The 25254-nt window shown below is 72.0% G+C and carries 17 protein-coding genes and 1 pseudogene; 14 read left to right on the forward strand and 4 right to left on the reverse strand.

The genetic code is table 11. From position 1 onward, the window contains the following. Window positions 1–336: 336 nt before the first annotated feature. The gene (locus EFL26_RS01455; RefSeq protein ID WP_123221100.1) at window positions 337–1977 is read left to right on the forward strand and encodes a hypothetical protein; all 1641 of its coding nucleotides are present in this window, start codon (window positions 337–339) and stop codon (window positions 1975–1977) included. A 613-nt stretch (window positions 1978–2590) separates the two neighbouring features. Here the strand turns inward: EFL26_RS01455 and EFL26_RS01460 are convergent. After that, window positions 2591–4699 carry a HelD family protein gene (locus tag EFL26_RS01460; RefSeq protein ID WP_245999939.1) on the reverse strand — a complete coding sequence of 703 codons (2109 nt, stop codon included), beginning with the start codon at window positions 4697–4699 and terminating at the stop codon, window positions 2591–2593. A 273-nt stretch (window positions 4700–4972) separates the two neighbouring features. Here EFL26_RS01460 and EFL26_RS01465 point away from each other — a divergent pair, with 273 nt between their 5' ends. Further along, window positions 4973–6478 (forward strand): alpha/beta fold hydrolase, encoded by a 1506-nt coding sequence (locus tag EFL26_RS01465; RefSeq protein ID WP_148046599.1) that lies wholly within the window; start codon window positions 4973–4975, stop codon window positions 6476–6478. A 188-nt stretch (window positions 6479–6666) separates the two neighbouring features. On the opposite strand, the gene EFL26_RS01470 is transcribed toward EFL26_RS01465, so the two are convergent. Next, entirely contained in the window at window positions 6667–8325 is a 1659-nt protein-coding gene (locus EFL26_RS01470; RefSeq protein WP_123221102.1) for a DNA repair helicase XPB, read from the reverse strand. A gap of 180 nt (window positions 8326–8505) precedes the next feature. Here EFL26_RS01470 and EFL26_RS01475 point away from each other — a divergent pair, with 180 nt between their 5' ends. The 7 genes and pseudogenes from EFL26_RS01475 (at window position 8506) to EFL26_RS01510 (ending at window position 15289) form a co-directional block, all read left to right on the forward strand. Further along, window positions 8506–9267 (forward strand): DeoR/GlpR family DNA-binding transcription regulator, encoded by a 762-nt coding sequence (locus EFL26_RS01475; protein ID WP_123221103.1) that lies wholly within the window; start codon window positions 8506–8508, stop codon window positions 9265–9267. Next, on the forward strand, window positions 9264–10217 hold the full coding sequence (gene pfkB / locus EFL26_RS01480; protein ID WP_123221104.1) for a 1-phosphofructokinase: 954 nt from the start codon (window positions 9264–9266) through the stop codon (window positions 10215–10217). The genes EFL26_RS01475 and pfkB overlap by 4 nt, the downstream gene beginning before the upstream one ends. Beyond that, window positions 10214–12210 (forward strand): annotated as a pseudogene (locus EFL26_RS01490) (PTS fructose transporter subunit IIABC). The gene pfkB and the pseudogene EFL26_RS01490 overlap by 4 nt, the downstream one beginning before the upstream one ends. 135 nt (window positions 12211–12345) lie before the next feature. After that, window positions 12346–12630, forward strand: a complete 285-nt coding sequence (locus tag EFL26_RS01495; protein WP_123221106.1) for an HPr family phosphocarrier protein — start codon at window positions 12346–12348, stop codon at window positions 12628–12630. Further along, on the forward strand, window positions 12627–14267 hold the full coding sequence (ptsP, locus tag EFL26_RS01500; protein ID WP_123221107.1) for a phosphoenolpyruvate--protein phosphotransferase: 1641 nt from the start codon (window positions 12627–12629) through the stop codon (window positions 14265–14267). Before EFL26_RS01495 ends, ptsP begins: the two co-directional genes overlap by 4 nt. A 43-nt stretch (window positions 14268–14310) precedes the next feature. Further along, window positions 14311–14850, forward strand: coding sequence for a dihydrofolate reductase family protein (locus EFL26_RS01505; RefSeq protein ID WP_123221216.1), 540 nt, complete (start codon window positions 14311–14313; stop codon window positions 14848–14850). Window positions 14851–14869: 19 nt separating this feature from the next. Next, a complete protein-coding gene (locus EFL26_RS01510; protein WP_123221108.1) occupies window positions 14870–15289 on the forward strand; it encodes an SRPBCC family protein in 420 nt (139 codons plus the stop codon). A gap of 3 nt (window positions 15290–15292) precedes the next feature. On the opposite strand, the gene EFL26_RS01515 is transcribed toward EFL26_RS01510, so the two are convergent. Next, window positions 15293–17530, reverse strand: a complete 2238-nt coding sequence (locus EFL26_RS01515; RefSeq protein ID WP_123221109.1) for a helicase C-terminal domain-containing protein — start codon at window positions 17528–17530, stop codon at window positions 15293–15295. Between the two features lie 171 nt (window positions 17531–17701). On the opposite strand from EFL26_RS01515, the gene EFL26_RS01520 reads away from it, so the two are divergent. The 5 genes from EFL26_RS01520 (at window position 17702) to larE (ending at window position 24316) form a co-directional block, all read left to right on the forward strand. After that, entirely contained in the window at window positions 17702–18622 is a 921-nt protein-coding gene (locus EFL26_RS01520; protein WP_123221110.1) for an ATP-binding cassette domain-containing protein, read from the forward strand. Next, window positions 18619–19428, forward strand: coding sequence for a hypothetical protein (locus tag EFL26_RS01525; protein ID WP_123221111.1), 810 nt, complete (start codon window positions 18619–18621; stop codon window positions 19426–19428). The genes EFL26_RS01520 and EFL26_RS01525 overlap by 4 nt, the downstream gene beginning before the upstream one ends. A gap of 68 nt (window positions 19429–19496) precedes the next feature. Beyond that, the gene (locus EFL26_RS01530) at window positions 19497–21137 is read left to right on the forward strand and encodes an AMP-binding protein (protein ID WP_123221112.1); all 1641 of its coding nucleotides are present in this window, start codon (window positions 19497–19499) and stop codon (window positions 21135–21137) included. Beyond that, entirely contained in the window at window positions 21134–22783 is a 1650-nt protein-coding gene (locus tag EFL26_RS01535) for a DUF885 domain-containing protein (protein WP_123221113.1), read from the forward strand. The genes EFL26_RS01530 and EFL26_RS01535 overlap by 4 nt, the downstream gene beginning before the upstream one ends. Before the next feature lie 93 nt (window positions 22784–22876). Continuing rightward, complete coding sequence (gene larE, locus EFL26_RS01540; RefSeq protein WP_221176795.1) at window positions 22877–24316, forward strand: ATP-dependent sacrificial sulfur transferase LarE; 1440 nt, start codon at window positions 22877–22879, stop codon at window positions 24314–24316. A gap of 62 nt (window positions 24317–24378) precedes the next feature. Here larE and EFL26_RS01545 read toward each other — a convergent pair. Beyond that, a partial coding sequence (locus EFL26_RS01545) for an HNH endonuclease signature motif containing protein (protein ID WP_245999940.1) occupies window positions 24379–25254 on the reverse strand: 876 nt, incomplete at its 5' end.

The raw sequence follows: 25254 nt of genomic DNA on the forward strand, positions 1-25254 counted from the left end.
AGCCGGCGAACCCATCGCCAATCGATCGAAGGCTGGATCCTAGACATTCTCGGGCTCTGGTCAGTGAGTGGGAACCAGCATGCAATCGCACCTCGGCACATCCTCGGCATCGGTGTCCGCCACGCGTGGGCCGGTGGACGCCGAGGTCGGCATCCTGGGCGCTGGTGCCAGCGGCCTGTCAATCGTCCTGTTGATCGACGAGGACCACGTCCCGATCGAGCGCAGCAGTCGCGCCGGGGGACACGCGCAGTCGACGACCAGCGACGGTTTCACGTTCGATGATCACCGGTTGTCCCTGAAAGCACCTCTTGTGCGACCAGCCGGGGCAAGTTAGCGATGGCTATTGCGTGGCCGATCCTGGTGGCGCTCGCGCTATTCGGCTGGGGTCTCGTCGCGTCTGCGGCGGCCAAGAGATGGAGTGGCGTCGACCTGGACGCCGCGGCGGACGCGTTGCCGTTGGGGATAGCGACGTATTTGGCCATTGCCGGCGGCGCTCTGGCTCTCGACGTCCACACTCGCTGGTTCACGACCGCGATGGTCCTGGCCGGGCTCGCCGCGACGGCGGTGACGTTGGTCAGGCGAGCCCGGCTCGGGTCGCTGAGGTTGTCCCCCAGGACTGTTGTCGCGGCTGCGCTGATAGGACTCCTGCTGGCGATCGCGCTGTGGCGAGCCGCACGATTCCTGTGGAACCCATGCGACGACGATCCCGCGTACCTCTACCTCGTGCGGCGCATGACCGAAAGCGGGAACCTGCTGGACCCGTCGAACCTTCGCCGGGCGACGAGCCTGGGTGGTATGTCGTCATTGCAGGCCATGTTCCTCGGGAACATGGATGACTCCGCACTGCCGCTCGCAGACCTGTTCCTCGGGCCGCTGCTCGTGCTCGTGCAGTTGTGGCGGACGTCAGCGGGTGGGTGGTCACGGTTGGGGATCGTCGGTGCCGTTGGCATCGCGTTGCTGCCGGCAAGCCTGGGCGTTAAGAACACCTCGCCAGCAATCCTTGCGATCGGCTTTGCCCTCGCTGCCTACCGTCTCGCGTTGCGAACGAGGACCTATTGCGAACGCCATGAGGGCGCCGGTGGCGTTGAATATCTCGAAACGACCGGCAGCAGGCCGCGCATCCCAGTGGTCGTGCACGGAAACCAACCGGCTGCGCGGGCTCGTCTCGTCCTGGGTGCCGCCACCGGGCTCGTCGTCGCGGCGGCCGGCACGATGAGACCACAGTTCGCCTTGGCACTCTTTCCTTTCGCAATCCTTGCCGCCCTCCTTCCCCTGGCTCCCCGGCCGAGCGTCTATTCCGTTACTGGTCTGGCCTTGGGCGGCGCCGTAGTCCTTACTGGCTGGATGGTCGCGTCTTGGCGGGCCGTCGGGACGCCGATGTTCCCGCTCCTCGGCGGCAACGTCGACCCGGCATGGCCTGTGAGACCGGACGTGGCAGGACCGACGGTGACAGACGTTCTGGGCAACGTTCTGGACGTCCTGACATCTCAGATCGGGCTGGCGTTGCTGCTGGGTGGGGCCGCCTTGGTGGGCGTCCGATGGACCGGGACGAGCGGGCTCTCGGGCAGATCCATCCAGTGGGCTGCGCGCATCTATGTCCTGGCAGTAGCTGCAAATGTTCTCGTGCTCGCGGTGCTGGGGACCTTGTGGTGGGGCGCAGGGACGCTGTTCACGTTCCAGCGTTTTTGGATGCCTATTGCTGTGGCAACTGCCCTGTTCCCGCTTGCTGTGTTGAACCAGGGGTCCTTCTTTGGCATGCGGGCCGCTCTTATGAAGGGTGTCGCGTTCGCCGCCGCCGCGGCTGTGACCGTGGGTCCCGGCGCGTGGCACGTCGACTTGAGCGATCTGGTGTCGAGCACGGCGTCGGGGCAGACGCTGCGCGCTCTCGCCACAGACCGGCATGAGCGGGTGGACGCCGACTACAACGAGGTGTCGCGGATGATCGAGCCAGGCTCAAAAGGTCCTGGCGTCTGTTGACGTCCCGTCCCTTCTCCTCGGGCACGATTTCAACGTCTACACGCTCGACGTCCTGGGCAGCACCTCGCCGAAACCGCGCTTCCCGTTCTTCTCAGGTGCGGAGGCGAAGCTGGCCTGGGCCCGAGAGCGTGGCTACGACTATTTCGTCGCCACGGACCCCGCCGCATCTACCTGCCTCTACAACGCCGACCGCCAGGAGAAAGGCGCCGTCGCGCGAGGTGGGGTGTTCCGCCTATGGGCTGCCTGGTACGCCGACTGGTTCGCGTTTCTCGGCGAGGTCACTGCCCCATCACCTCCCGACGACGCCTCGGCGACGAAGGTGGGATCACTAATCCTCGTCAGGATCGGACACCCGGCGGCGAGGATCTGACAGCGCCAGAACCCATGGCCGGCCGTTCAAGCGAGTGAGTTCGCGCCACAACCGCCGCAGAGATCCGCGCGCTGCCAGTTGTCCGCCCGGGCAACCAGCTGGCCGGACCCGAACCCGGCACTGCCGACAGCGCGACCGCACGACCGCACGCGAACGTGAAGGAGGTCGGAGGTTCGTTCAGGCCCCACATGGAGGCTTTTTGAAACATGCGTGTAAGGCGAGGACCTCGTCAGGGATGGAGGATTAGCGCAGCGCGGCGGGCAGCGGCTCGCCGTGCAGCACGACCAGCGACGTCACCGCCCTGGTCAGACAGACGTAGAGGCGCCGGAGGCCGGTGACCTCGTCGGGTTCGCCGGCGGCGATCGCGGCAGGCTCGACCAGCACCACGTGGTCGAACTCGAGGCCCTTGGCGAGCGACGCGGGTACGACGTCGAGGCGGACGTCGAACTCGACCTGCTCCCGGTCGGAGGTGCCCACCACCGCGAGCGGGTGGCCGTCGAGCACGCGCACGACGTCGGCGACCAGGGCGTCGGGCACGATCAGCCCGACCGAGCCGACGCGTTCCAGCACCCGCGAGACGGCCGCCGGAAGGGCTCCGAGGGGATCGGTCGCGACCACGTCGAGCTCGCCTCGCGCCCTTCGCACGGACACCGGCGGGGTGAGCTCGGGGGCGATGCGAGGTAGCAGCCTCGCGGCGTACTCGATCACCTCGCCGGGCACGCGGAAGCCGCGGGTGAGCTCGTCGACGACGGCGTCCGGCTTGCCCAGGTGGGCCAGCGCGCGCGGCCACGAGCCCACGCCCCACGCCGTGGTGGTCTGGGCGAGGTCGCCGAGCACGGTGGCCGAGCCGGTGGTGCAGCGCCGGCCGACCGCGCGGAGCATCATCGCGGACAGGTCCTGCGCCTCGTCGAGCACGACGTGGCCCAGTGACGGTTGGCGCGCGACCAGGTCGTGGGCCTCGTCGACGAGCACGGCGTCGGCGAGCGACCACGGCGCGGAGCCGGGTGCCTTGGCCGGCTTCGGCCAGAGCAGCAGCCGTTGCTCGTCGGCGCTGAGCAGGCCGTCGGCGGCCGTCGCCAGGAAGTCCGGGTCCGACAGCAGTCGCAGGACGACGCGGGCCGGGTCGACCGCGGGCCACACCGCGTCGACGTACTGCTTGACCGGTCGGCTGCGGGCCACCGCGTCCTGGACCCGGTCGTCGGGGGAGTCGCCCGCGTTCTCCATCTTCACCAGCACCGCGTGCGCGAGACGCTGGGCGAGCATGGCCCGCGCGGCGGCGTACCGGACCTCGCGACTGCGGAGCGTGGCGATCGTCTCCTCCACCTCGTACGCCGGTACCCGCCACCGGGCCGCACCGCGCGGGACGACCAGCCCCTCGGTCGGCGCGACCAGGTGGGACCAGACGGCGCGGGAGAGCACCTCGGCCATCCGGGCGTCCCCCTTCAGCACCGAGACCGGCGCCGGGTCGGAGCCGCGGACCGTTGCCTTGGCATGTGCGTGCCGCAGCGTGGTCGCGACCAGCTCCTCGATCGTGGTCTGCCCGACCGCCATCTCGCCGAGGGCCGGCAGCACGTCACCGATGTAGCGGAGGAACGACGCGTTCGGCCCGACGACCAGCACGCCCTGCCGGCTGAGCTGGTCGCGGTGCGCGTAGAGCAGGTACGCCGCGCGGTGCAGCCCGACCGCGGTCTTGCCCGTGCCGGGGGCACCCTGCACGCAGACCGAGCGGGACAGGTCGGCCCGCACGATGACGTCCTGCTCGGGCTGGATGGTCGCGACGATGTCGCGCATCGGGCCGACGCGCGGCCGCTCGATCTCGGCCTCGAGGAGGGCGGAGTACTCGTCCTCGACCTGCGCAGCACCCGAGGGTCGAGCCTCCCCGAACGCCTCGTCCTCGAAGCCGGTGAGGCGGCCACGCACGAACCCGTAGCGCCGGCGCAGCGCCAGGCCGAGCGGCTCGGACCGGCTGGCGCGATAGAAGGCCCGGCTCACCGGGGCGCGCCAGTCGACCACCATCGGGTCGCCGCGCTCGTCGGTGATGTGCCGGCGACCGACGTGCAGGCTCTCGCCACCGACGTCCGGCGCGTCGGGTCGGTAGTCGACCCGCCCGAAGAACAGCGGCACGGTCGGGTCGTCCGCGAGGGCCTTCCGGCGCTCCGCGAAGGCGGCCTCGAGGAACTCCCGGCTCACCCAGTCGCCGGCGGCGGCCGAGTCGAGGCTCTCGGTGCGGGCGCGCATCCGGGCGAGAGCGGCGCGGGACTCGTCGAGGTGGGCCTGCTCGACGCGGAGATCGGCGGGGACGTCGGTGGCGGGGAGGTCGGCGGGCGGGGACGGTGGCGTGGCTGAGGACACGGCGGGCTCCTTCGGCCGCGCGACGCTACCAGCGGCCCGCCGCCGACGAAACCGGTTTTGCCGGAGCACCCGCCCGGCGGGTTTCTCGGCGTTTCGGTGGACATGGGCAGCACGGTCAGGACAGGGTGAACCGGGGCAAGTCGACCGGACCGGCCCGGAAAGGGAGTCGTGAAGCGTCTCGTAGCCGTTCTCGTGGCGGCAGTACTGGCAGTGTCGTTGGCGTCGTTGACAGGCCTGGAGGGCGCGACCGCGTCACCCGGCACGGTCCGCACCGTGGCTTCGGCGTACACGCCGACCATCACCTTCGCCGGCTGCGGCGACGGCACCCCCGACCAGTGCGCGAACTTCGCCGTGCCCCTCGACTACGCCAACCCGGACACCAGCGCGGCGAACACGATCACCCTCGCCGTGCGGATGCGACCGGCCACCGCGACTCCCAACCTGGGCTACATGCTCGCCAACCCCGGCGGCCCCGGCGCCTCGGGCACCGGTCTGGTCGCGCTCGCCGGCAACGTGCCCAACAACGTCGGCAAGCAGTACAGCTGGATCGGCTTCGACCCCCGCGGAGTCGGTGACAGCACCCCGTCGCTGCACTGCAACACCCATTACTTCGGCGTCAACCGGCCCAACTACGTGCCGAAGACCCGCGCGCTGATGCACTTCTGGAAGACCAAGACCCGCCGGTACGCCGCCCAGTGCGGTGCCAGCGCGGCCGCCCGGCTCCTCGGGCACGTGTCGACGATGGACACCGTCCGCGACATGGAGAGCCTGCGCGTCGCGCTCAGCGCCCCGAAGATCAGCTTCTACGGGTTCTCCTACGGCACCTACCTCGGCCAGGCCTACGCCACGACGTACCCGGGCAACGTCGACAAGTTCGTGCTCGACGGCGTGGTCAACCCGGTCGACTACTGGTACGGCGCCAACCTCAAGCAGGAGCGCGGCTTCGACCGGAACATCAACATCTTCTTCAAGTGGGTCGCCCGCCACAACCACCGCTACCACCTCGGCACCAGTGGGCGCGCGATCCGCAAGGGCTACAACGCGCTGCTCAAGCGCCTCGACCGGCACCCGCTCGCGCACCGCAGGCTGGGTCCGGACGAGCTCACCGACGCGATGATCAACGCCGGCTACTACGTCTACAACTGGGACTACATCGCCGCGTCGTACTCCGCGCTGGTGCGCAAGGGTCGCGCGTTCGCGATGTTCGACATCTACCGGCAGCTCAACATGGGCGACGACAACGGCTACGCGATGTACCTGGCGACCCAGTGCACCGACGTCCGTCGGCCGTCCTGGCACAAGCAGGTGCTCGACGCCTGGCGGATCCACCGCAAGCACCCGTTCCTGGCCTGGGACAACACCTGGTTCAACGCACCGTGCGTGACCTGGCCGGCTGCGTCGCAGAGCCGGATCCCGATCAGTGGTGCCGCCGCGGCGGCCGCGGGCGCGAAGTTCCTGCTGGTCAACGAGACCAAGGACGCGGCCACGCCGTACTCCGGTGCCCTGAAGGTGCGGTCGCTGTTCCCCTCGTCCGCGCTGATCGCGGGCGTCGGGGGCACCACGCACGCCGGCTCGCTCTCGGGCGTGTCCTGCGTCGACGACCGGATCGCCGACTTCCTCGCCAACGGCACGCTGCCCGCGCGGCTGGCCGGCACCCGGTCCGACGTGAACTGCCCGAAGGTGCCCGCACCGTCGAGCCGCTACGCCCGGACGGCGAGCGGCGGCGTCCCGCCGGCCCTGCGCCAGCAGCTCTTCGCGGGCCAGCTCCCGAGGCTCTAGCCCGCGCCGCTGGTTGAGGGGCGAGCGCCAGCGAGCCCTTCGGCAGGCTCAGGAACCACCTCGAAACCTCCGGACGCCCCCACGGGCGGCACCGGGTTTCGAGGCGGTTGCTGCGCAACCGCACCTCAACCAGCGGCGTCGAGGCGGTTGCTGCGCAACCGCACCTCAACCACCGAAGCGCGGGCAGTTCAGTCGGGGATGTCCCCGGCGTCCACGATTCGGTAGGCGTAGCCCTGCTCGGCCAGGAACCGCTGGCGGTTCTGGGCGAAGTCGGCGTCGACGGTGTCCCGGCTGACGATCGTGTAGAACCGCGCCGTCCGACCGTCGCGCTTGGGACGCAGCAGCCGGCCCAGGCGCTGGGCCTCCTCCTGGCGTGAGCCGAAGCTGCCGGAGACCTGGATCGCCACCGCGGCCTCAGGCAGGTCGATGGAGAAGTTCGCGACCTTCGAGACCACGAGCAGGTCGATCTCGCCCTGGCGGAACGCCTCGAAGAGCTTCTCGCGCTCCCTCACCGTGGTCTCGCCCTTGATCACCGGGGCGCCGAGGTGCTCGCCGAGCTCGTCGAGCTGGTCGAGGTACTGCCCGATCACCAGGGTCGGCTCGCCGGCGTGCTGGCGCACGAGGCGCTCGGCGACCCGGGTCTTGGCGAACGTGGAGCTGGCCAGCCGGTAGCGCTCGTCGGCGTCCGCGGTCGCATAGGCCAGCCGCTCGCCCTCGGGCAGGGTCACCCGCACCTCCACGCAGTCGGCCGGCGCGATCCAGCCCTGGGCCTCGATGTCCTTCCACGGCGCGTCGAACCGCTTGGGCCCGATCAGGCTGAACACGTCGCCCTCACGGCCGTCCTCGCGGATCAGCGTCGCGGTCAGGCCGATCCGGCGCCGGGCCTGCAGGTCGGCGGTCATCCGGAAGATCGGAGCCGGGAGGAGGTGCACCTCGTCGTACACGACCAGGCCCCAGTCGCGGGCGTCGAGCAGCTCGAGGTGCGTGTAGGCGCCCTTCCGGCGTGTGGTGAGCACCTGGTACGTCGCGATCGTGACCGGACGGATCTCCTTGCGGGCGCCGGAGTACTCGCCGATCTCGTCCTCGGTGAGGGTGGTGCGCTTGACCAGCTCGTGCTTCCACTGGCGCGCGCTCACCGTGTTGGTGACCAGGATCAGCGTGGTCGCCCGGGCGTGCGCCATCGCGGCCGCGCCGACGATCGTCTTGCCCGCGCCGCAGGGCAGGACCACCACCCCGGAGCCGCCGTGCCAGAAGGAGTCGGCCGCCTGCTTCTGGTAGTCGCGCAACGCCCAGCCGTCCTCGACCAGCGCGATCGGGTGGGCCTCGCCGTCGACGTACCCGGCGTGGTCCTCGGCGGGCCACCCGAGCTTGAGCAGCGCCTGCTTCAGGTTGCCCCGCTCGGAGGGGTGCACGGCCACCGTGCCCTCGCTGCCCGGCGCGTCGTCGAGACGCTCGCCGAGCATGCCGGCGATCCGCTTGCTGCGGATCACCTCCTCGAACACGGCCCGGTCGGTGCTGGTCAGCACCAGGCCGTGGACCGGGTGCTTGTCCAGGCGCAGCCGGCCGTAGCGGGCCATGGTCTCGGCGAGGTCGACCAGCAGGCCGTGCGGCACGGCGTACCGGCTGTAGGTGAGCAGCGTGTCGACGACCTGCTCGGCGTCGTGACCGGCCGCGCGGGCGTTCCAGAGCCCGAGCGGCGTCAGCCGGTAGGTGTGCACGTGCTCGGGGGAGCGCTCGAGCTCGGCGAACGGCGCGATCGCGCGCCGGGCCTCCTCGGCCTGCGGGTGGTCGACCTCGAGGAGCACGGTCTTGTCCGACTGGACGATGAGCGGGCCGGGGTTCGTCATGACCGCGCAAGTCTACGAGCGAGCAGGGCACGAATCGGACCTCGTGGGTTTCGTTGTGGACTGATGCCCGTTTCTGTTGGAATCTCTTGACTTCTGTTGGTTCCGGGTGTGTAGTGAGCGAAGAGACGCACGTCACACCCGGCCGGTGAGGCCGGCGGGAAGTCCGAGGAGGCAGCGGCGATGTACGCAGAGGAGCGGCAGGCGGCGATCGTGACCCGGGCCCGCGCCGAGGGCCGCGTCGAGGTCGCCTCGCTCGCCGACAGCCTGGGCGTCACCACCGAGACGGTGCGCCGCGACCTCACCGCGCTGGAGCGGGCCGGCGTGCTCCGCCGGGTCCACGGCGGCGCCATCCCCGTCGAGCGGCTCGGCTTCGAGCCCGCCGTCGACACCCGCGAGCAGGTGGCCACCTCGGAGAAGGAGGCGATCGCCAAGGCCGCTCTCAACGAGCTGCCCGTCGACGGCGCGATCGCGCTGGACGCCGGCACGACGACGCTGCGCCTCGCCGAGGCGATCCCGGCCGACCGCGAGCTCACCGTCGTCACCAACGGCCTGCCGATCGCCATGGCCCTCGCCGGACGTCCGAACCTCACCGTGCACGTCGTCCCCGGTCGGGTGCGCTCGCGCACGCTGGCCGCGGTCGGGGAGGCCTCGGTGGCCTTCCTCCGCGAGCTGTACGTCGACGTGGCGTTCCTCGGCACCAACGGGTTCTCGCCCGAGCGAGGGTTCACGACGCCCGACGCCGAGGAGGCGGCGACCAAGCGCGCGCTGATCGGCTGCGCCGGTCGCAGCGTCGCCCTCGCCGACAGCAGCAAGCACGGGGTCAACCACTTCGCCGCGTTCGCCGGCATCGAGGACATAGACCTGCTCATCACCGACGGCGGGCTCGACCCGCGGAAGGTCAGCGGCCTCGAGGCCGCCGGGCTCCAGGTGGTGCGGGCATGATTGCGACCGTCACCCTCAACCCCAGCCTGGACCGCACCCTCCGGGTGCAGAGCCTCGAGCGCGGCGAGGTCCAGCGCGCGCTCTACAACCACACCGACCCGGGCGGGAAGGGCGTCAACGTGGCCCGCGCGCTGAGCGCCCACGGCGTCCCCGTCGTGACGGTCCTGCCCGCCGGCGGCACCACCGGCGCGTCGCTCGTCGCCGGGCTCGTCGAGGCCGGGGTCGACCACGTCGCCGTACCGGTCCAGAGCCGCACCCGGGCGAACGTCTCGATCGTCGAGCCCGACGGCACCACCACGAAGATCAACGAGCCGGGCGTCCCGCTCACCTCGCGCGAGCTGAAGGCGATCACCGACGCCGTCATCGCTCGTGTGGGGCCGGGCGACTGGGTCGTGACCGCCGGGTCGATCGCCCCCGGGCAGGACCCCGAGGTGTACGCCGCCATCGGGCGCGCCGCCCGCGCCGCCGGCGCCCACTGGGCCGTCGACACCTCCGGGGTCGCGCTGGCCGCCTCGCTCACCGCCCGCCCCGACCTGGTCAAGCCCAACCGCGAGGAGCTCAGCGAGGTGCTCGGCGTCGAGCTGCGCACGCTGGACGACGTGGTCGAGGCCTGCGACGGCCTGGTCAACGGCAACGGCCTGACCGTGGTCTGCAGCCTGGGCCCCGACGGCGCCCTGCTGGTCGACCGCCACGGCGCCTGGCACGGCACAGGTCCCCGCGTGCAGGTCGAGAACACCGTCGGCGCCGGCGACGCCCTGCTCGCCGGCTTCCTCTACGGCCTGACCGTCGAGGGCAGCGCGCAGGACGGTCTCCGGTCCGGCATCGCCTGGGCGACCGCTGCGGTCGCCACACCCGGCACCGGCGTACCGGCCCCCGACCGGGTGCGCCCCGACGACGTCCACATCACCGAGGCCGCTGCGGCCACCCTCACCCACCTGGAGAGCGCATGAACGACCCTGTGACCGACGTCGGGCTGATCACGCCCGCGCTGGTCGACCTCGACCTCGACGGCCACGCCGCGGACAAGGACGCCGCCATCCGGCGCCTCGTCCAGCTCGCGTACGACGCGGGCCGCGTCACCGACGTGGAGCAGATGCTCGCCGACGTCCGGGCCCGGGAGGCCCAGATGGCGACGGGTCTCGAGGGCGGCATCGGCATCCCGCACGCCCGGTCGGCCGCGGTGCGCGTGCCGACGCTGGTCTTCGGCCGGTCCAGTGCCGGCATCGACTTCGGTGCGGAGGACGGTCCGGCCCGGATCGTGTTCCTCATCGCTGCGCCCGACGACGGGGAAGGCGAGCACCTCACGGTGCTGGCCGCGTTGGCGCGACGCCTCGTGCACCAGTCCTTCCGCGAGGCACTCATCAACGCAGGCGACTCGGAGGACGTCGTCGAGCTCATCCGAAGCGAGGTGGAGAACCGATGAAGTTCGTAGCTGTCACGTCGTGCCCGACCGGTATCGCGCACACGTACATGGCGGCCGAGGCACTCGAGCAGGCCGCGCGCGACGCGGGGCACGAGATCCAGGTCGAGACCCAGGGCGCCGGTGGGCTGCAGGCCCTCGACCAGAGCGTCATCGACGCGGCCGACGCGGTGATCTTCGCCGCGGACGTCGAGGTCCGCGGGCGTGACCGGTTCGCCGGCAAGCCGACCGTGACCGCCCCGGTCAAGCGCGCGATCAACGGCGCGGCCGCGATCGTCGAGGAGGCCGTCCAGGCCGCCCGGTCCGGTGTCGTCACGGCGGCTGCCCCCGCGGGCTCGTCTCGCGGCCTCACCACCAAGGTCGACCACGACGCCGGGGTGGGCACCCGCGTGCGGCAGTGGCTGATGACCGGCGTGAGCTACATGATCCCGTTCGTCGCCGCGGGCGGCATCCTGATCGCCTTCGGCTTCATGATCGCCCGCTTCGCCGGGGGCGACAACGGCGCCATCGAGGTCACCAAGATCCCGATCGCCGACCTGATCAAGCACTTCGACGCGACCTCCGGGATGCAGTGGGCAGCCCTGCTCTTCCAGGTCGGCGTGGCCGCCTTCGGGTTCCTCGTCCCCGCCCTGGCAGGCTTCATCGCCTTCGGCATCGCCGACCGGCCCGGCATCGCTCCCGGGTTCGTCGGCGGCGCGCTCGCCGGCGTCGTGGGCGCGGGCTTCCTCGGCGGCATCGTCGCCGGCTTCCTCGGCGGCTTCGTGGCCCTCTGGGTCAGCCGCTGGCGGGTCCCCAAGGCGGTCGCGAGCATCATGCCCGTCGTGCTGATCCCGCTGGTCGCGACGCTGATCACCGGCGGCCTGATGATCGTCGTCCTCGGCCGCCCGCTGTCCTGGGTCACCGAGAAGCTCACGGCCGGCCTGAACAACATGTCCGGCGGCTCGCTGATCCTGCTCGGCGTCGTCCTCGGCCTCATGATGGCCTTCGACATGGGCGGCCCGGTCAACAAGGTGGCCTACACCTTCGCGACCACCGGCCTCACCGCCGCGGCGATCGCCTCGCACGGCACGCAGCTGACCGTCATGGCCGCGGTGATGGCCGCGGGCATGACGCCCCCGCTGGGTCTGGCGCTGGCCACCGTCGTCCGCAAGGAGCTGTTCACCGAGCCCGAGCAGGAGAACGGCAAGGCCGCCTGGCTGCTCGGTGCCTCGTTCATCACCGAGGGTGCGATCCCGTTCGCGGCGGCCGACCCGCTGCGCGTGATCCCGTCGATCATGGTCGGCTCCGGCATCACCGGCGGCCTCGTGGCGGCGTTCGGCAGCGAGCTGGCCGCACCGCACGGCGGCATCTGGGTCACCCCGCTGATCAGCGGCATCCCCGGCTACCTGTTCGCGATCCTCGTGGGCACCGGCGTGACGGCCGCGCTGGTCGTGCTCGCCAAGTCGGTACGCCGTACCGAGGTGGCGGAGGACGAGGTCTCCGTCTCGGGCGCACACGCAGCAACGAACATGGCGACCGTCTGAGCCGCGAGGCCGGCGACGTCGACCGAGCACGCAGGTGGGGCCGTGTAGCCCCGAAAGCCGGCCCCACCTGCGCTCCAGGACCTTGATCCACTGCACAGCCATCCGTACCGTCCGCACCCAACACCAGGAGTAGTCATGCCGACTCGCACCGCAGTCATCGCCAGCTCCGTCGGGCTCCACGCCCGACCGGCCGGTCTCTTCGTCGGGATCGCCGGCGAGGCGGTCCGCTCCGGGGTCACCGTCACCATCGGCCGACCCGGTGAGGAGCACGTCAACGCGGCCAGCATCCTCAGCGTGCTGTCGCTGGGCGCCCGCCAGGGAGACGTCGTCGAGCTGAGCGCCGAGGGTGAGAACGCCGACGCGGTGCTCGCCCGGCTCGTCGACGAGCTCTCCGTCGATCGGGACGCCAAGGCGTCATGAGCACCGTGGTCACGACCCTGACCGGCGTCGCCGCGAGCCACGGCTCGGTGCACGCCCGCGCCGTGGGCTGGGACCCCGGCACGGCCGTCGCCGTCGAGCCCGCGGCCGACATCGACGACGCCTCCGCCAGGGTCGTGGCCGACCTGAGGTTCCGGGCGGCCGCGGCGACCAGCCCCGAAGGGGCCGAGGTGCTCGAGGCGCTGGTCATGTTCGCGGCCGACCCCGAGCTGCTCGCCCTCGCGAAGTCCCGCGTGGACACCGGCGAGACGCCCGAGGCAGCCGTCCGCTCCGCGGCCTCGACGTACGCCGAGCAGCTGCGCGGGCTCGGCGGCTACCTGGCCGAGCGAGCACCCGACGTCGAGGACGTCGGTGCTCGCCTGGCCGACAGCCTCGCCGGTCGTGCCCCCGCCGAGCTGCCCCGTCCCGGTCATCCCTACGTGCTGGTCGCCCGCGACCTGGCCCCGGCCGACACCGCCCTGCTCGATCCTCAGGTGGTCGTCGGCATCGTCACCGAGCAGGGCGGCCCGACCAGCCACACCACGATCCTGGCCCGCTCGCTCGGCATCCCCGCCGTGGTCGCGTGCCCCGGCGCCCGGGCTGCCCTGGACGGGCACGAGGTGCTGGTCGACGGCACCCGCGGCGAGGTGCACCTGGACCCCGACGCCGACCTGGTGGCCTCCGTGGAGTCACGGGAGCAGCAGGTCGCCGAACGGCGCGCGCAGGCCACCGGGCCGGGCGCGACCGCGGACGGCGTACCGGTGAAGCTGCTCGTCAACGTCGGCACCGTCGATGAAGCTGTCGCCGCCGCCGGCCAGGACGTCGAGGGCATCGGACTGTTCCGCACCGAGTTCCTCTTCCTCGGCCGCACCGAGGAGCCCGAGCTCGCCGAGCAGATCGAGACCTACGCGGCCGTGCTCGAGGCCTTCGGCGAGCGCCGCGTCGTGTTCCGCACGCTCGACGCCGGATCGGACAAGCCGGTGCCCTTCCTCGGCCTCGCCGAGGAGGAGAACCCGGCGCTCGGGGTGCGCGGCCTGCGGACCGCCACCTCCCGCCTCGACGTGCTCGAGCGGCAGCTGCGGGCGTTCGCCGAGGCGGCGTCGCGCACCGGCACGGAGCCGTGGGTGATGGCGCCGATGGTGTCCACCCCGGCCGAGGCCGACGCCTTCGCCTCGCTGGCGCGCGGGACGGGCCTCCACCATGTCGGCGTGATGGTGGAGGTGCCGTCCGCGGCCCTGCGGGCGGCCCAGGTGCTCCGGTCGGTCGACTTCGCGTCGATCGGCACGAACGACCTCGCGCAGTACGCACTCGCGGCCGACCGCCAGCTCGGCGACGTCGCGCCCCTCCTCGACCCGTGGCAGCCGGCGCTCCTCGACCTGGTCGCGTCGACCTGCACGGGTGCGTCCGGGCGCGAGCTCCCGGTCGGTGTCTGCGGCGAGGCGGCGGCCGACCCGCACCTCGCTGTCGTTCTCGTCGGGCTCGGCGTGCGCTCGCTCTCCATGGCGCCGCGCGCCGTGCCCGCCGTGCGTGCCACGTTGGCAGAGGCCCACCTCTCCCTCTGCCGGCGTGCCGCCGAGGTGGCTCGTGCGGCCGCCGACCCGCAGTCCGCGCGGTCGGCGGTCGCCGAGCTGCTGGGCTGAGCTGGCGCTTGCGGGGCCGTGCCCCGGCGTGAAGGCTGCGGGCATGGCCACCGTGCTCTACTCCGCGGCGATGTCGCTGGACGGCTTCATCGCCGGACCCGGAGGAGACCTGTCCTGGATGCGCCCGTACCTGGGACCGAACCCTCCGGTCGACGCGCTGCAGGAGCGGATCGGCTCGCTGCTGATCGGCAGCCGCACCTTCCGCGGCGACGACCCGAACCGGGGCACCGAGCAGGAGGGTGCTTTCGGAGGCACCTGGTCGGGGCCGTCCTTCGTGCTGACCCACGACCCCGAGCAGCCGTCGGCCCCTGACGTCACCTTCGTGTCCGACCTCGGATCGGGGCTCGCCGCGGCGAAGGTGGCAGCCGGCGACGGGTACGTCTGCGTGCTCGGTGCGGACGTCGCCCGGCAGTGCCTCGAGGCCGGTGAGCTCGACGAGGTGCTCGTCGCCGTCCTGCCCGTGCTGCTCGGCGACGGCACGCGGCTCTTCGAGGTCGAGGGTGGCCGGTCCGTCCCGCTCGAGCAGATCAGCGTCGACGAGGTGCCGACCGGCGTGGACCTCTGGATGCGCGTCGTCCGCTGACCCGCCTACGCTCGGCCGCATGCGCTTCGAAGCCAGCATCGACGTGGTGGCGCCGGCCGAGACGGTCTTCGACACGTACGCCGACGTGGAGCACTGGCCCTCCTGGACCAGCAGCGTCACGAGCGTCGAGCTCCTGGACCGCGGGCCGCTGCGGGTCGGCGTACGCGCGCGGATCCGGCAGCCGCGCCTGCCGGTCGCGATCTGGCAGGTCACCGAGCTGGTCCCGGGTGAGTCGTTCACCTGGGTGGCCCGGGCGCGCGGGGTGACGACCACCGGCACCCACCGGGTGGTCGCGACCGGGCCCGGCACGGCGCGCGTGACCGCGCTCCTCGACCAGGAAGGTCCGCTCGGCCCGCTGGTGGGGCTGGTCACGGCGAGGCTGACCCGGCGCTACCTGCGCACCGAGGTCGAGGGCATCAAGGCCTACTGCGAGAGCTGAGGGTCACCCGGTCGCGCGCGCCTGCGTGATCCGGTGGATCGCGAAGCTGCGGACCTCGTCGGTGCGCTCGTCGTACGCCGACAGCTGGCCGCCGCCCACGTCGACCGGCCGGACGATGCGCTCGGTGCTGGTGCCGTGGTTGTCGAGGTAGCCGATCCACACCTCCCGGCGCGACTCGACCGCCTCGCGCAGGACCGCCATCACGTCGGCCGGTGTGGTGGCCGGGCCGCGTGAGGGCCGCTCGGCGGCGGCGCGGTCACCGGCCCGCACCGCGGCGACGACGGCGGCCACGCGGGCCGCCTGCCGCGCGGCGTCGCGGCCGGCGGTGCGTGCGTGCTTCGGGGTGCGCGCGCGGAACTCCTCGGGCCGGGCCACCCGCACCGTGCCGTCGGGCGCCTCGACGACCGGAGCCGCGCCCAGCTCGCGCAACCGGGGCAGCAGCACCTGCAGGGGCACGTCGGAGACCACCACGGTCGGGGCGATCCGCCGCAGCCGGAGCGACGCGGCGTCCTTGTGGTGCAGCAGCTCGGTGAGCGCGGTCTCGTCGTCGCTGCGCAGGAACGACTCCGCGACGCCGACTCGCAGGGTGCCGAAGCGCCGCGAGACGTCCTCGACGAGGAAGTCCAGAGCCTGCGGCACGGGCGTGCGGGAGGACGCGCGCAGGAAGTCCTTCACCTCGATCGCCGACCACCCGGAGTCGAAGGCCCGGCGGACGGAGTCCGCGGAGAACCGGTACACGGTCGCGCCCCCGCGCGACTCGACGTCGGCGAGCAGCCCGAGCCGGTGGGCGAAGGTGCGCTCCAGCGGGCCGGGGGCCACCGCGGTGAGGTCGGCCTGGATCAGCACGTGGTCGACCGGCGCGGGGAGGAGGTCGTCGAGACCCGGCCCGACGTCCTCGCCGTCGAGGAGGGGACGTGCGTACGACGCGACCGCACCCAGCCCGACCAGGCCCACGGTCGCCGCCTCGTCGAGCATCGTCGCGACGTGGGCCAGCCGTCCGGCCGGGCGACGGGGGTGTCGCCACTGCAGCCGCGCGACCAGCGACGCGACGCCGGTGCCGGCGGCGAGGGTGTGACCGGGCTCCAGGGTGGCGAGCTCGCGGAGCACCGAGTGCCGGTCGCCCGGGAGCCAGCCGCGCTCCAGGCCCGGGGACAGCGCGTTCACGGGTTTGTCGCCGTCGCGGCCCCCGACCGCGGACACCAGCCGCGGGTTGTCGAGCCACGCCCGGGCGAGCACGGCCCACCGCTCGGCGGTCGAGCGGGCCGCCCATCCGTCGTACGCGTCGGTCGGCAGCCAGGCGGAGTCCAGCTCGTCGTTCATGCCGAGCGCGAGCAGGCCGGCGGCCGCGGTGGTCTCGACGACCAGCGCCGCGACGGGGAGGTCCGCGTGCATCAGGTCCGCAGCCGCCCGCAGCTCGCGGACGCCGAGGCCACCGGTGCGGAGACCGCCCGGCGGGCGGACCGCCCATTGCTCGAGCAGCATCTCCACCCGGCGGGTGAGCTCGTGGGCGGCACCCGCCGCGGCCCGGTCGACGATCTGGGCGTCGCGCTCGCCGGCCGCCAGCACCGGCTCCTCGTCCACCCGCTCGCGGGTGGAGCGGCCGCCGCGCAGGTGGAGCAGCACGTTCCAGGGGAGCACCACGTGCCGGTCGCCCCGGGGCGCCAGCAGCCGGCGCGCGAGCAGGTGCTCGGTGGGCGTGGTCGCGTCCTGCGGACGGACCGGCACACGGGTCTCGGCCACAGTGCCCGCCGCGTCGGTCTCGTCGAGGTGGTCGAGGATCGCGCGGGCCCGGTCGTCGAGCGCCGCGAGGAGGCCCGGGACAGCGGTCGCCTCCGGCCCCGCCGGTACGCCGAGCAGCTCGGCCACCACCGTCAGCGGTCGCCAGACCTGGGGCGTCCCCCAGATCAGGGCGAGGTCGCTCAGCCGGCCGAGCGCCGCGTCGACGGACGCCGGCGACGCGTGCACCACCTCGCGGATCCGCTCGCTCCCGGTCGGCCCCTCCTGGACCACCGCCGCCAGGACCGCCAGCTCGAGCCGGTCGAGCAGGTCGACCGCCCGGACCACCGACGTACGGACCACCGCGCGGCCGGCGAGCTGTGCGGAGTCCGCCGGCGCCGGAGCCGCCAGGTCGGGGCGCAGCCGCAACAGCGTCGCGAGCCGCTCGTCGGGCCAGCTGCGCAGCTGGTCGGCGAGGGTCCGCGGCGCCGGTGCTGGTCCGCCGGCAGGGCTCGAGGTGGGCATCCGGCCAATTCTAGGGACGGCCTGGGGATGACAGTGGGTGCTGAGGCCTCGGTGAAGATTTCGAGCCGCCGTCGCGGGTTCGCAGGCTCACCCGCGGGCTCCCTCAACCTCCTCGCGTCGAGACCTCGTTCGTTCCTCACGAGTTCTCGGCTCGGATGGCAGGATCGGGCCATGGCGACCATCGCGGCTCAGGGTCTCGGCAAGAGCTACGGCGGCAAGCCGGCCGTCACCGACCTGTCGTTCGACGTCCAGCCCGGCAGCGTGACCGGCTTCCTCGGACCGAACGGAGCCGGCAAGTCCACGACGATGCGCTTGATGCTCGGCCTGGACAACGGAGTCGGCCGCACCACGTTCGACGGCCGGCCGTTCGTCGAGCTGGCGCACCCGATGCGCCACGTCGGCGCGCTGCTCGAGGCGAAGCCGTTCCACCCGACGCGCAAGGCCCGCAACCACCTGCTGATGCTGGCCGCGGCCAACGCGATCCCACGTGCGCGCGTCGACGAGGTGCTCGCCCTGGTCGGGCTCACCGAGGTCGCGAAGGCCAAGCCGAAGAGCTTCTCGATGGGCATGGGCCAGCGGCTCGGGCTCGCCGCCGCCCTCCTCGGCGACCCGCACACCCTGATCCTCGACGAGCCGGCGAACGGCCTCGACCCGCAGGGCATCCAGTGGATGCGAGTGTTCCTGAAGTCCCTGGCGGCCGAGGGCCGCAGCATCTTCGTCTCCAGCCACCTCCTGTCGGAGATGGCGCTGATGGCCGACCACCTGGTGGTGATCGGCCGGGGCCGGCTGATCGCGACCGGCCCGGTGGCGGAGTTCGTCAACAGCGCGCAGGCCAGCGCCGTCGTCGTACGTACGCCGGACGCGTCTGCGCTCGCCGCCGCCCTGCAGTCCCGGGGAGCGCAGGTCGAGCCCGGGGACGACGGCACCCTCGTGGTGCGCGGTCTCACCGTCGACGCGGTCGGCGACCTGGCCTTCGACGAGGGCGTGCGCCTGCACGAGCTCTCGACGCGCGTGGCGACGCTCGAGGAGGCGTTCCTCGAACGCACCGCCGGCTCCGAGGAGTTCCAGGCCACCGGCGGAGGTGCGGCATGAGGTCGGCCTTCGCCTACGAGTGGATGCGGATCCGCACGATCCGCTCGACCTGGTGGCTCACCGCGCTGGCGGTCGTGCTCGGCGTCGGCATCTCGACGCTGTTCTCGTGGGCGATCCACCACGACTTCTCCCAGTCGGGCATCAGCGAGAGCGACCTGGACGGCCTCGGTCCGGCGATCGTCACGCAGCTCGCCGCGAGCGGCCAGATCCCGAGCGTGGTCTGCTTCGTGCTCGCGATCCTGGGCATCTTCGCGTGGGGCCACGAGTACCGCCACGGCATGATCCGGGCCTCGCTGACCGCGCTGAACTCCCGCACCGCGCTCTGGGTCGCCAAGTTCGTGGTGGTCGCGGTGTGGGTCGCGGTGGTCGCCTTCGTCACCCAGGTGCTCTCCGGGCTGGTCGGGATGATCTACCTGCACCAGTACCTCAGCGTCTTCGGCGGGGAGACCTGGAGCATCATCGGGCGCCAGGTCGTGTTCGGCGTGCTGCTCGCCTGGCTCGCGATGGCGTTCACCGCCACCACCCGCTCGCAGGCCTTCGCACTGGTGGCGCTGTTCCTCTGGCCGCTGCTGATCGAGCACCTCATCCAGGTGTTCTTCCTGCTGGTGCCGGGCCTGCGCGACCACACCGACGTGCTGCGCTTCCTGCCGTTCCTCGCCGGCAACCGGATGGTCGACGTGATCAGCCACCCGACCGGCACCTTCGGTGACCCGTTGTCGCCGCTCGGCGGTGCGCTGGTGTTCGGCGGCCTGGCGGTGGTGCTGATGGCGGCGTCGTACGCGCTCTTCGAGAAGCGCGACGCCTGAGCCCGGCCGGACGCGGGGCCCGCTCGCCGGGACTGTCCGGATCTGGCCGAGGTCTCTAAGGTCGGGGCATGGAGTCCTACGCGCGCGGGGAGACCGACCCGCCCCTCTTGGACCAGACCATCGGTGCGAACTTCGAGGCGACCGTCGCCGCGCACGGTGACCGGGAGGCACTGGTCGAGGTCGCGACCGGGCGACGCTGGACCTACGCAGAGCTCGACCGGGACGTCGACGCCCTCGCCATCGGCCTGATCCGGGCCGGGATCGGCAAGGGCGACCGGGTGGGCATCTGGGCGCCCAACTGCGCGGAGTGGACGATCACCCAGTACGCCACCGCCAAGATCGGCGCGATCCTGGTCAACATCAACCCGGCCTACCGCACCCACGAGCTCGCGTACGCGCTGAACCAGAGCGGGGTGAAGCTGCTGGTCAGCGCGGAGGAGTTCAAGGGCAGCAACTACCGCGCGATGGTCGAGGAGGTGCGCCCGAACGTCCCGACCCTCGACGAGGTGGTCTTCCTCGGCAGCCCGGAGTGGACCGAGCACAACGTGCACGACCCCGGCGTGACCCTGCTCGAGCTGCTCACCTGGACGCTGCAGCCGGACGACCCGATCAACATCCAGTACACCTCGGGCACGACCGGCTACCCCAAGGGCGCGACCCTGTCGCACCGCAACATCCTCAACAACGGGTACTTCACCACCGAGCTGATCAACTTCACCGAGCACGACCGGCTCTGCATCCCGGTGCCCTTCTACCACTGCTTCGGCATGGTGATGGGCAACCTCGGCTGCACCACGCACGGCGCGACCATGGTGATCCCCGGGCCCGGCTTCGACCCGTCGGCGACGCTGCGCGCGATCGCGGAGGAGCGCTGCACGGGCGTGTACGGCGTGCCGACGATGTTCATCGCGATGCAGAACGCGCCTGACTTCGCCGACCACGACCTGAGCAGCCTGCGCACCGGGGTGATGGCCGGTGCGGTGTGCCCGGTCGAGGTGATGAAGCGCTGCATCAACGACATGAACATGACCGAGGTGTCGATCGCCTACGGCATGACCGAGACCTCCCCGGTCTCGTGCCAGACCCGCAGCGACGACGACCTGGACCGGCGTACGGCGACGATCGGCCGGGTGCACCCGCACGTGGAGATCAAGATCGTCGACCCCTTGACCGGCGAGACCGTCGAGCGCGGCCAGCCGGGCGAGTTCTGCACCCGCGGCTACTCGGTGATGCTCGGCTACTGGGACGATCCGGAGAAGACCGCCGAGGCCGTCGACGCCGATGGCTGGATGCACACCGGCGACCTCGCCGAGATGCGCGAGGACGGCTACTGCAACATCGTCGGCCGGATCAAGGACATGGTGATCCGCGGCGGGGAGAACATCTACCCGCGCGAGATCGAGGAGTTCCTCTACACCCACCCCGACGTCGAGGACGTGCAGGTGATCGGGGTGCCCGACGAGAAGTACGGCGAGGAGCTCTGCGCCTGGATCCGGATGCGCCCCGGGTCCACGCCGCTCGACGCCGACGCGGTCCGTGCCTTCGCCACCGGCAAGCTGGCGCACTACAAGATCCCTCGCTACGTCCTGCTGGTCGACGAGTTCCCGATGACGGTGACCGGCAAGATCCGCAAGGTGCAGATGCGTGAGGAGACCACTGCCCGTCTCGGGCTCGACCGTCCTGCGGGACCAGAAGAGGAACAGCATTGAGCAGCTACATCGACGACCTGGCAGCGGAGTACTTCGCGGCGTACCTCAACGCGTTGCCCACCGAGGCGCACGTGCTCGGCCAGTACGCCTGGGCCGACCGGTTCGAGGTGCCCACCCGCGAGGAGGAGGACCGGCAGATCGCCGAGCTCCGTGGCTTCGTGGCGGTGGGTGAGGCGATCGCCGACGCCGACCTCGACGCGCAGCAGCGGATCACCCGTGACGTGCTGGTCAGCGACGCGCGTGCGCGTGCCGACATGATCGAGGCACGGTTCGCCACCCATGCGGCGGACCCGATCTTCGGGCACCAGACCCAGCTCCCCGTGGTCATCGGCATGCTCGGCATGCCGACCCCCGACGTGGCCGAGGCGATGGTGGAGAAGTTCCACGGCATCGGGCGCTACTTCCGCGACCTCGCCGAGCGCCAGCGGGAGGGCCGGGCGGCCGGACGGGTCTCGGCGGAGTTCGCGGTCAGCGGCACGATCGCGCAGATCGACGCGGCGCTGGCCGTCCCGGCCGACCAGGACCCGTTGCTCGGCACGACGGCGCTGCCCGACGGCGTCGAGGCCGACGCCTGGCGCCGGCGCATGGTCGACGCGATCGAGCAGTCGATCCGACCGGGTCTCGCGGCGTACCGCGAGGCACTCGCCGAGGTGCTGCCGGCGACGCGTCCGGACGACCGGGCGGGGCTGTGCTGGCTCGACGACGGTGACGACGCCTACGGCCGCGCGCTGCGGTACTACACGACCACGGACAAGTCCGCGGAGGAGATCCACGAGATCGGGCTCCAGCAGGTGGCCCAGCTGGCCGACGAGTACCGCTCCCTCGGGCCCGAGGTCGTCGGCACCGACGACCTGCACGAGATCTTCGACGCGATGCGCACCGACCCCAAGCTGCACTTCGAGCACGGCGACCAGCTGATCGACGCGGCGCGGGTCGCGATGCACCGGGCGTGGGACGCGATGCCGGCCTGGTTCGAGGTGCTGCCCCAGGCGCCCTGCTCGGTGCAGGGGACGACTGCCGGCGCGAAGGCCTACTACTACGCGCCGGCCGCCGACGGATCCCGTGGCGGCACGTTCTTCATCAACATCGTGGAGCCCGAGTCGTGGGGCACCTTCGAGCTCGAGTCGATGGCCTTCCACGAGGGCATCCCCGGCCACCACCTGCAGCTCGCGATCTCCGCGGAGCTGCAGGACGTGCCGGAGTTCCGCAAGCACATCCACAACTCGGCGTACGCCGAGGGCTGGGGGCTCTACACCGAGCGGCTCGCCGACGAGATGGGTCTCTACAGCGGGGCCGTCGACCGGATGGGCATGTTCTCCGCGGACTCCCTGCGCGCGTGCCGGCTCGTCGTCGACACCGGGATGCATGCGCTGGGCTGGAGCCGGCAGCAGGCGGTCGACTACATGCTGGCGAACTCGCCCCTCACCGAGGGTGTCTGCCGGCCCGAGGTCGACCGGTACCTGCTCGTGCCGGGCCAGGCGACGTCGTACATGATCGGCCGGCTGGAGATCCTGCGGATGCGCCACGAGGCGCAGCAGCGGCAGGGTGACGGCTTCGACGTACGCCGGTTCCACTCGGCCGTGCTCGACAACGGCTCGCTGCCGCTGGGCGTTCTCGACGAGGTGGTGCGCGCCCGGCTGCCCTGAGCGGCGGCTCGCCTCCCGGTGGTTGAGGTGCGAGCGCCAGCGAGCCTCGAAACCACGTCGCCGGTCTGTCCCTCGTCCCCGTACGCTGGCGGCGTGGTCGGGAGCAGCGGTCTGGTGGTGGGGTTCGACCTCGACCTGACCCTGATCGACACGGCCGCGGGCGTCGTCGCCACACTGGACGCCCTCGGCGACGAGCTCGGCGTCGCCTTCCCTTCGCACGAACTGGCCGCGGCGCTCGGGCCGCCGCTGGACCAGATGCTCGCGCCGTACCTTCCCGAACCTGAGCTCCCGGCCGCGACCGACCGGTTCCGTGCGCTGTACCCGGACCACGCGATCCATCCGACGCCTGCCCTGGCCGGCGCCGCCGAAGCGTTGGCCGCCGTACGCCGGCACCACGGCCGCACGCTCCTGGTCACCGGCAAGTACACGCCGAACGCCCAGCTCCACGTCGACCACCTCGGCCTGGACGTCGACCTCGTCGCCGGCATGGTCTGGGGCGAGGGCAAGGCCGCGGTGCTGCGCGACGAGGGCGCCTCCGTGTACGTCGGCGACCACGTGCACGACGTCGCCGGTGCCCTGGCCGCCGGTGCGGTGAGCGTGTCGGTGCTGACCGGCGGTTGCACGCGCGAGGCCCTGGTCGAGGCGGGCACCCACGTGGTGCTCGACGACCTCGGGCAGTTCCCGGCGTGGCTCGACGAGCACGTGCTCCAGACCCGGCTCGCGGCACTCGAGGCCGACCTCCGGGAGCGCGGGCGGCTGATGGTGGCGTTCAGCGGGGGAGCCGACTCGGCGTTCCTGCTGTCCGCGGCGGTGCGTGTCCTCGGCCCCGACCGGGTCGTCGCCGCGACGGCGTACTCGCCGTCCCTGCCGCTCTCCGAGCGACAGCCGGCGCTCGAGTTCGCCGCCTCGCTGGGTGTGCAGGTGCTCACGCCGGAGACCGACGAGCTGGCCCGCGACGGCTACGTCGCCAACGCCGGCGACCGGTGCGCGTTCTGCAAGTCCGAGCTCCTCGAGGTGCTCGGTCCCCTGGCCCGACAGCACGGGTTCGCGTACGTCGCCACCGGCACCAACGCCGACGACGCCCGCGCGGGCTTCCGCCCCGGCATCAGGGCGGCCGCCGAGCACGGCGCCGTCACCCCGTTGCTCGACGCGGGTCTCACCAAGGAACAGGTGCGCGAGGCTTCGCGACGCTGGGGCCTGGCCACGTGGGACAAGCCCGCCGCTGCCTGCCTGAGCTCCCGCGTGGCCTACGGCGTGCCGATCACCCGTGAGCGCCTCGCCCGGGTCGAGGCGGCCGAGGCCGCGGCTCGCGAGGCTCTGCAGGCGGCCGGGCACGTGGTGCGCGATCTGCGGGTGCGCGACCTGGGCGACCGCGCCCGGCTCGAGGTCGATGGGGAGCTCGTCGCGCACGTCGACGCCGTCGTCCTCGCCGCGGTCCGCGACGCAGGCTTCGCCGAGGTGGAGGTCGACCCGCTCGGCTTCCGCTCCGGGTCGATGAACGAGCTGCTGCCCGACCCCGAGCGCTACCGGTAGCCGAGCCGGGCCGTTGGGCATGCCGGCAGCCCGGCGCGTGCGCCGGGTGCGGGGCGGGGTGGCTACTGGTCGGGTGGGTCCGCCGGGCTGGGCACGGTCGGCGGGCTCAGGTCGGTGGTGCCGGTGCGGTCTCGGAGCCAGGTGTGTCCGTGGGGGCTGTGCCAGAGGTAGGTGCCGGGGGTGAGCATGGTGTAGGTCCAGCCGCCGTGGGTCTTCAAGCGGTGATGTCGTCGACACAGTGCGGCGAGGTTGTCGCTCGACGTGGGACCGCCCGACTCCCAGGGGACGATGTGGTCCTTGTCGCAGCCTCGGGCAGGGCGGTTGCACCAGGGGAACACGCAGGTGCGATCCCTGAGCTCCACTTGCTCGGTCAACGTCGGACTGGGCTGGTAGCCGGCCGAGTGCAGGGTCTCGGCGAGATCGAGGACAGGCCTGACGGTGATCTTCGTGGTCCCGGTGATTGAGCCTGCCGAAGCCCCGCACCAGTCGGCGACCTGCCCGGTCGTGACGAGGTGTCCGCCCGCGTTCTCCAGCCAGGCGGGTGCGAGCGGGTCGCCGGAGGTCAGGGCGGCTTGGGAGAGGTGCACGTAGAGCACGATCTGTCGGGCGGGCGCAGACCTGGTGGTTGAGCCTGCCGAAACCACCCCAGCCGTATCGAACTCGATGGCCTGCTGTCCGCGCGCGAGCATCCCGACCGCCAGCGACCGGCGCACGTCCAGCGACTCCTCGTTCCCGAGGACCGCGAGCTGTTCGGCGCCCCGGCGGACAGCGTCTTCGAGGTCGATGGCATCAGCCAGATCCAGTTCGCCGTGGACGCGGCTGGTGCCGGCGAAGGAGACCTGGTCGTGGTCGATGGTGAAGTACCGCTGCTCGGCGGACCGGTCGCGTTGTTCGGCAGCCAGCTCGGGCATGTACATCGCGATCGCTTGGTCGACCAG

The organism is Nocardioides pocheonensis (genome assembly GCF_003725535.1).
Lineage (GTDB): Bacteria > Actinomycetota > Actinomycetes > Propionibacteriales > Nocardioidaceae > Marmoricola > Marmoricola pocheonensis.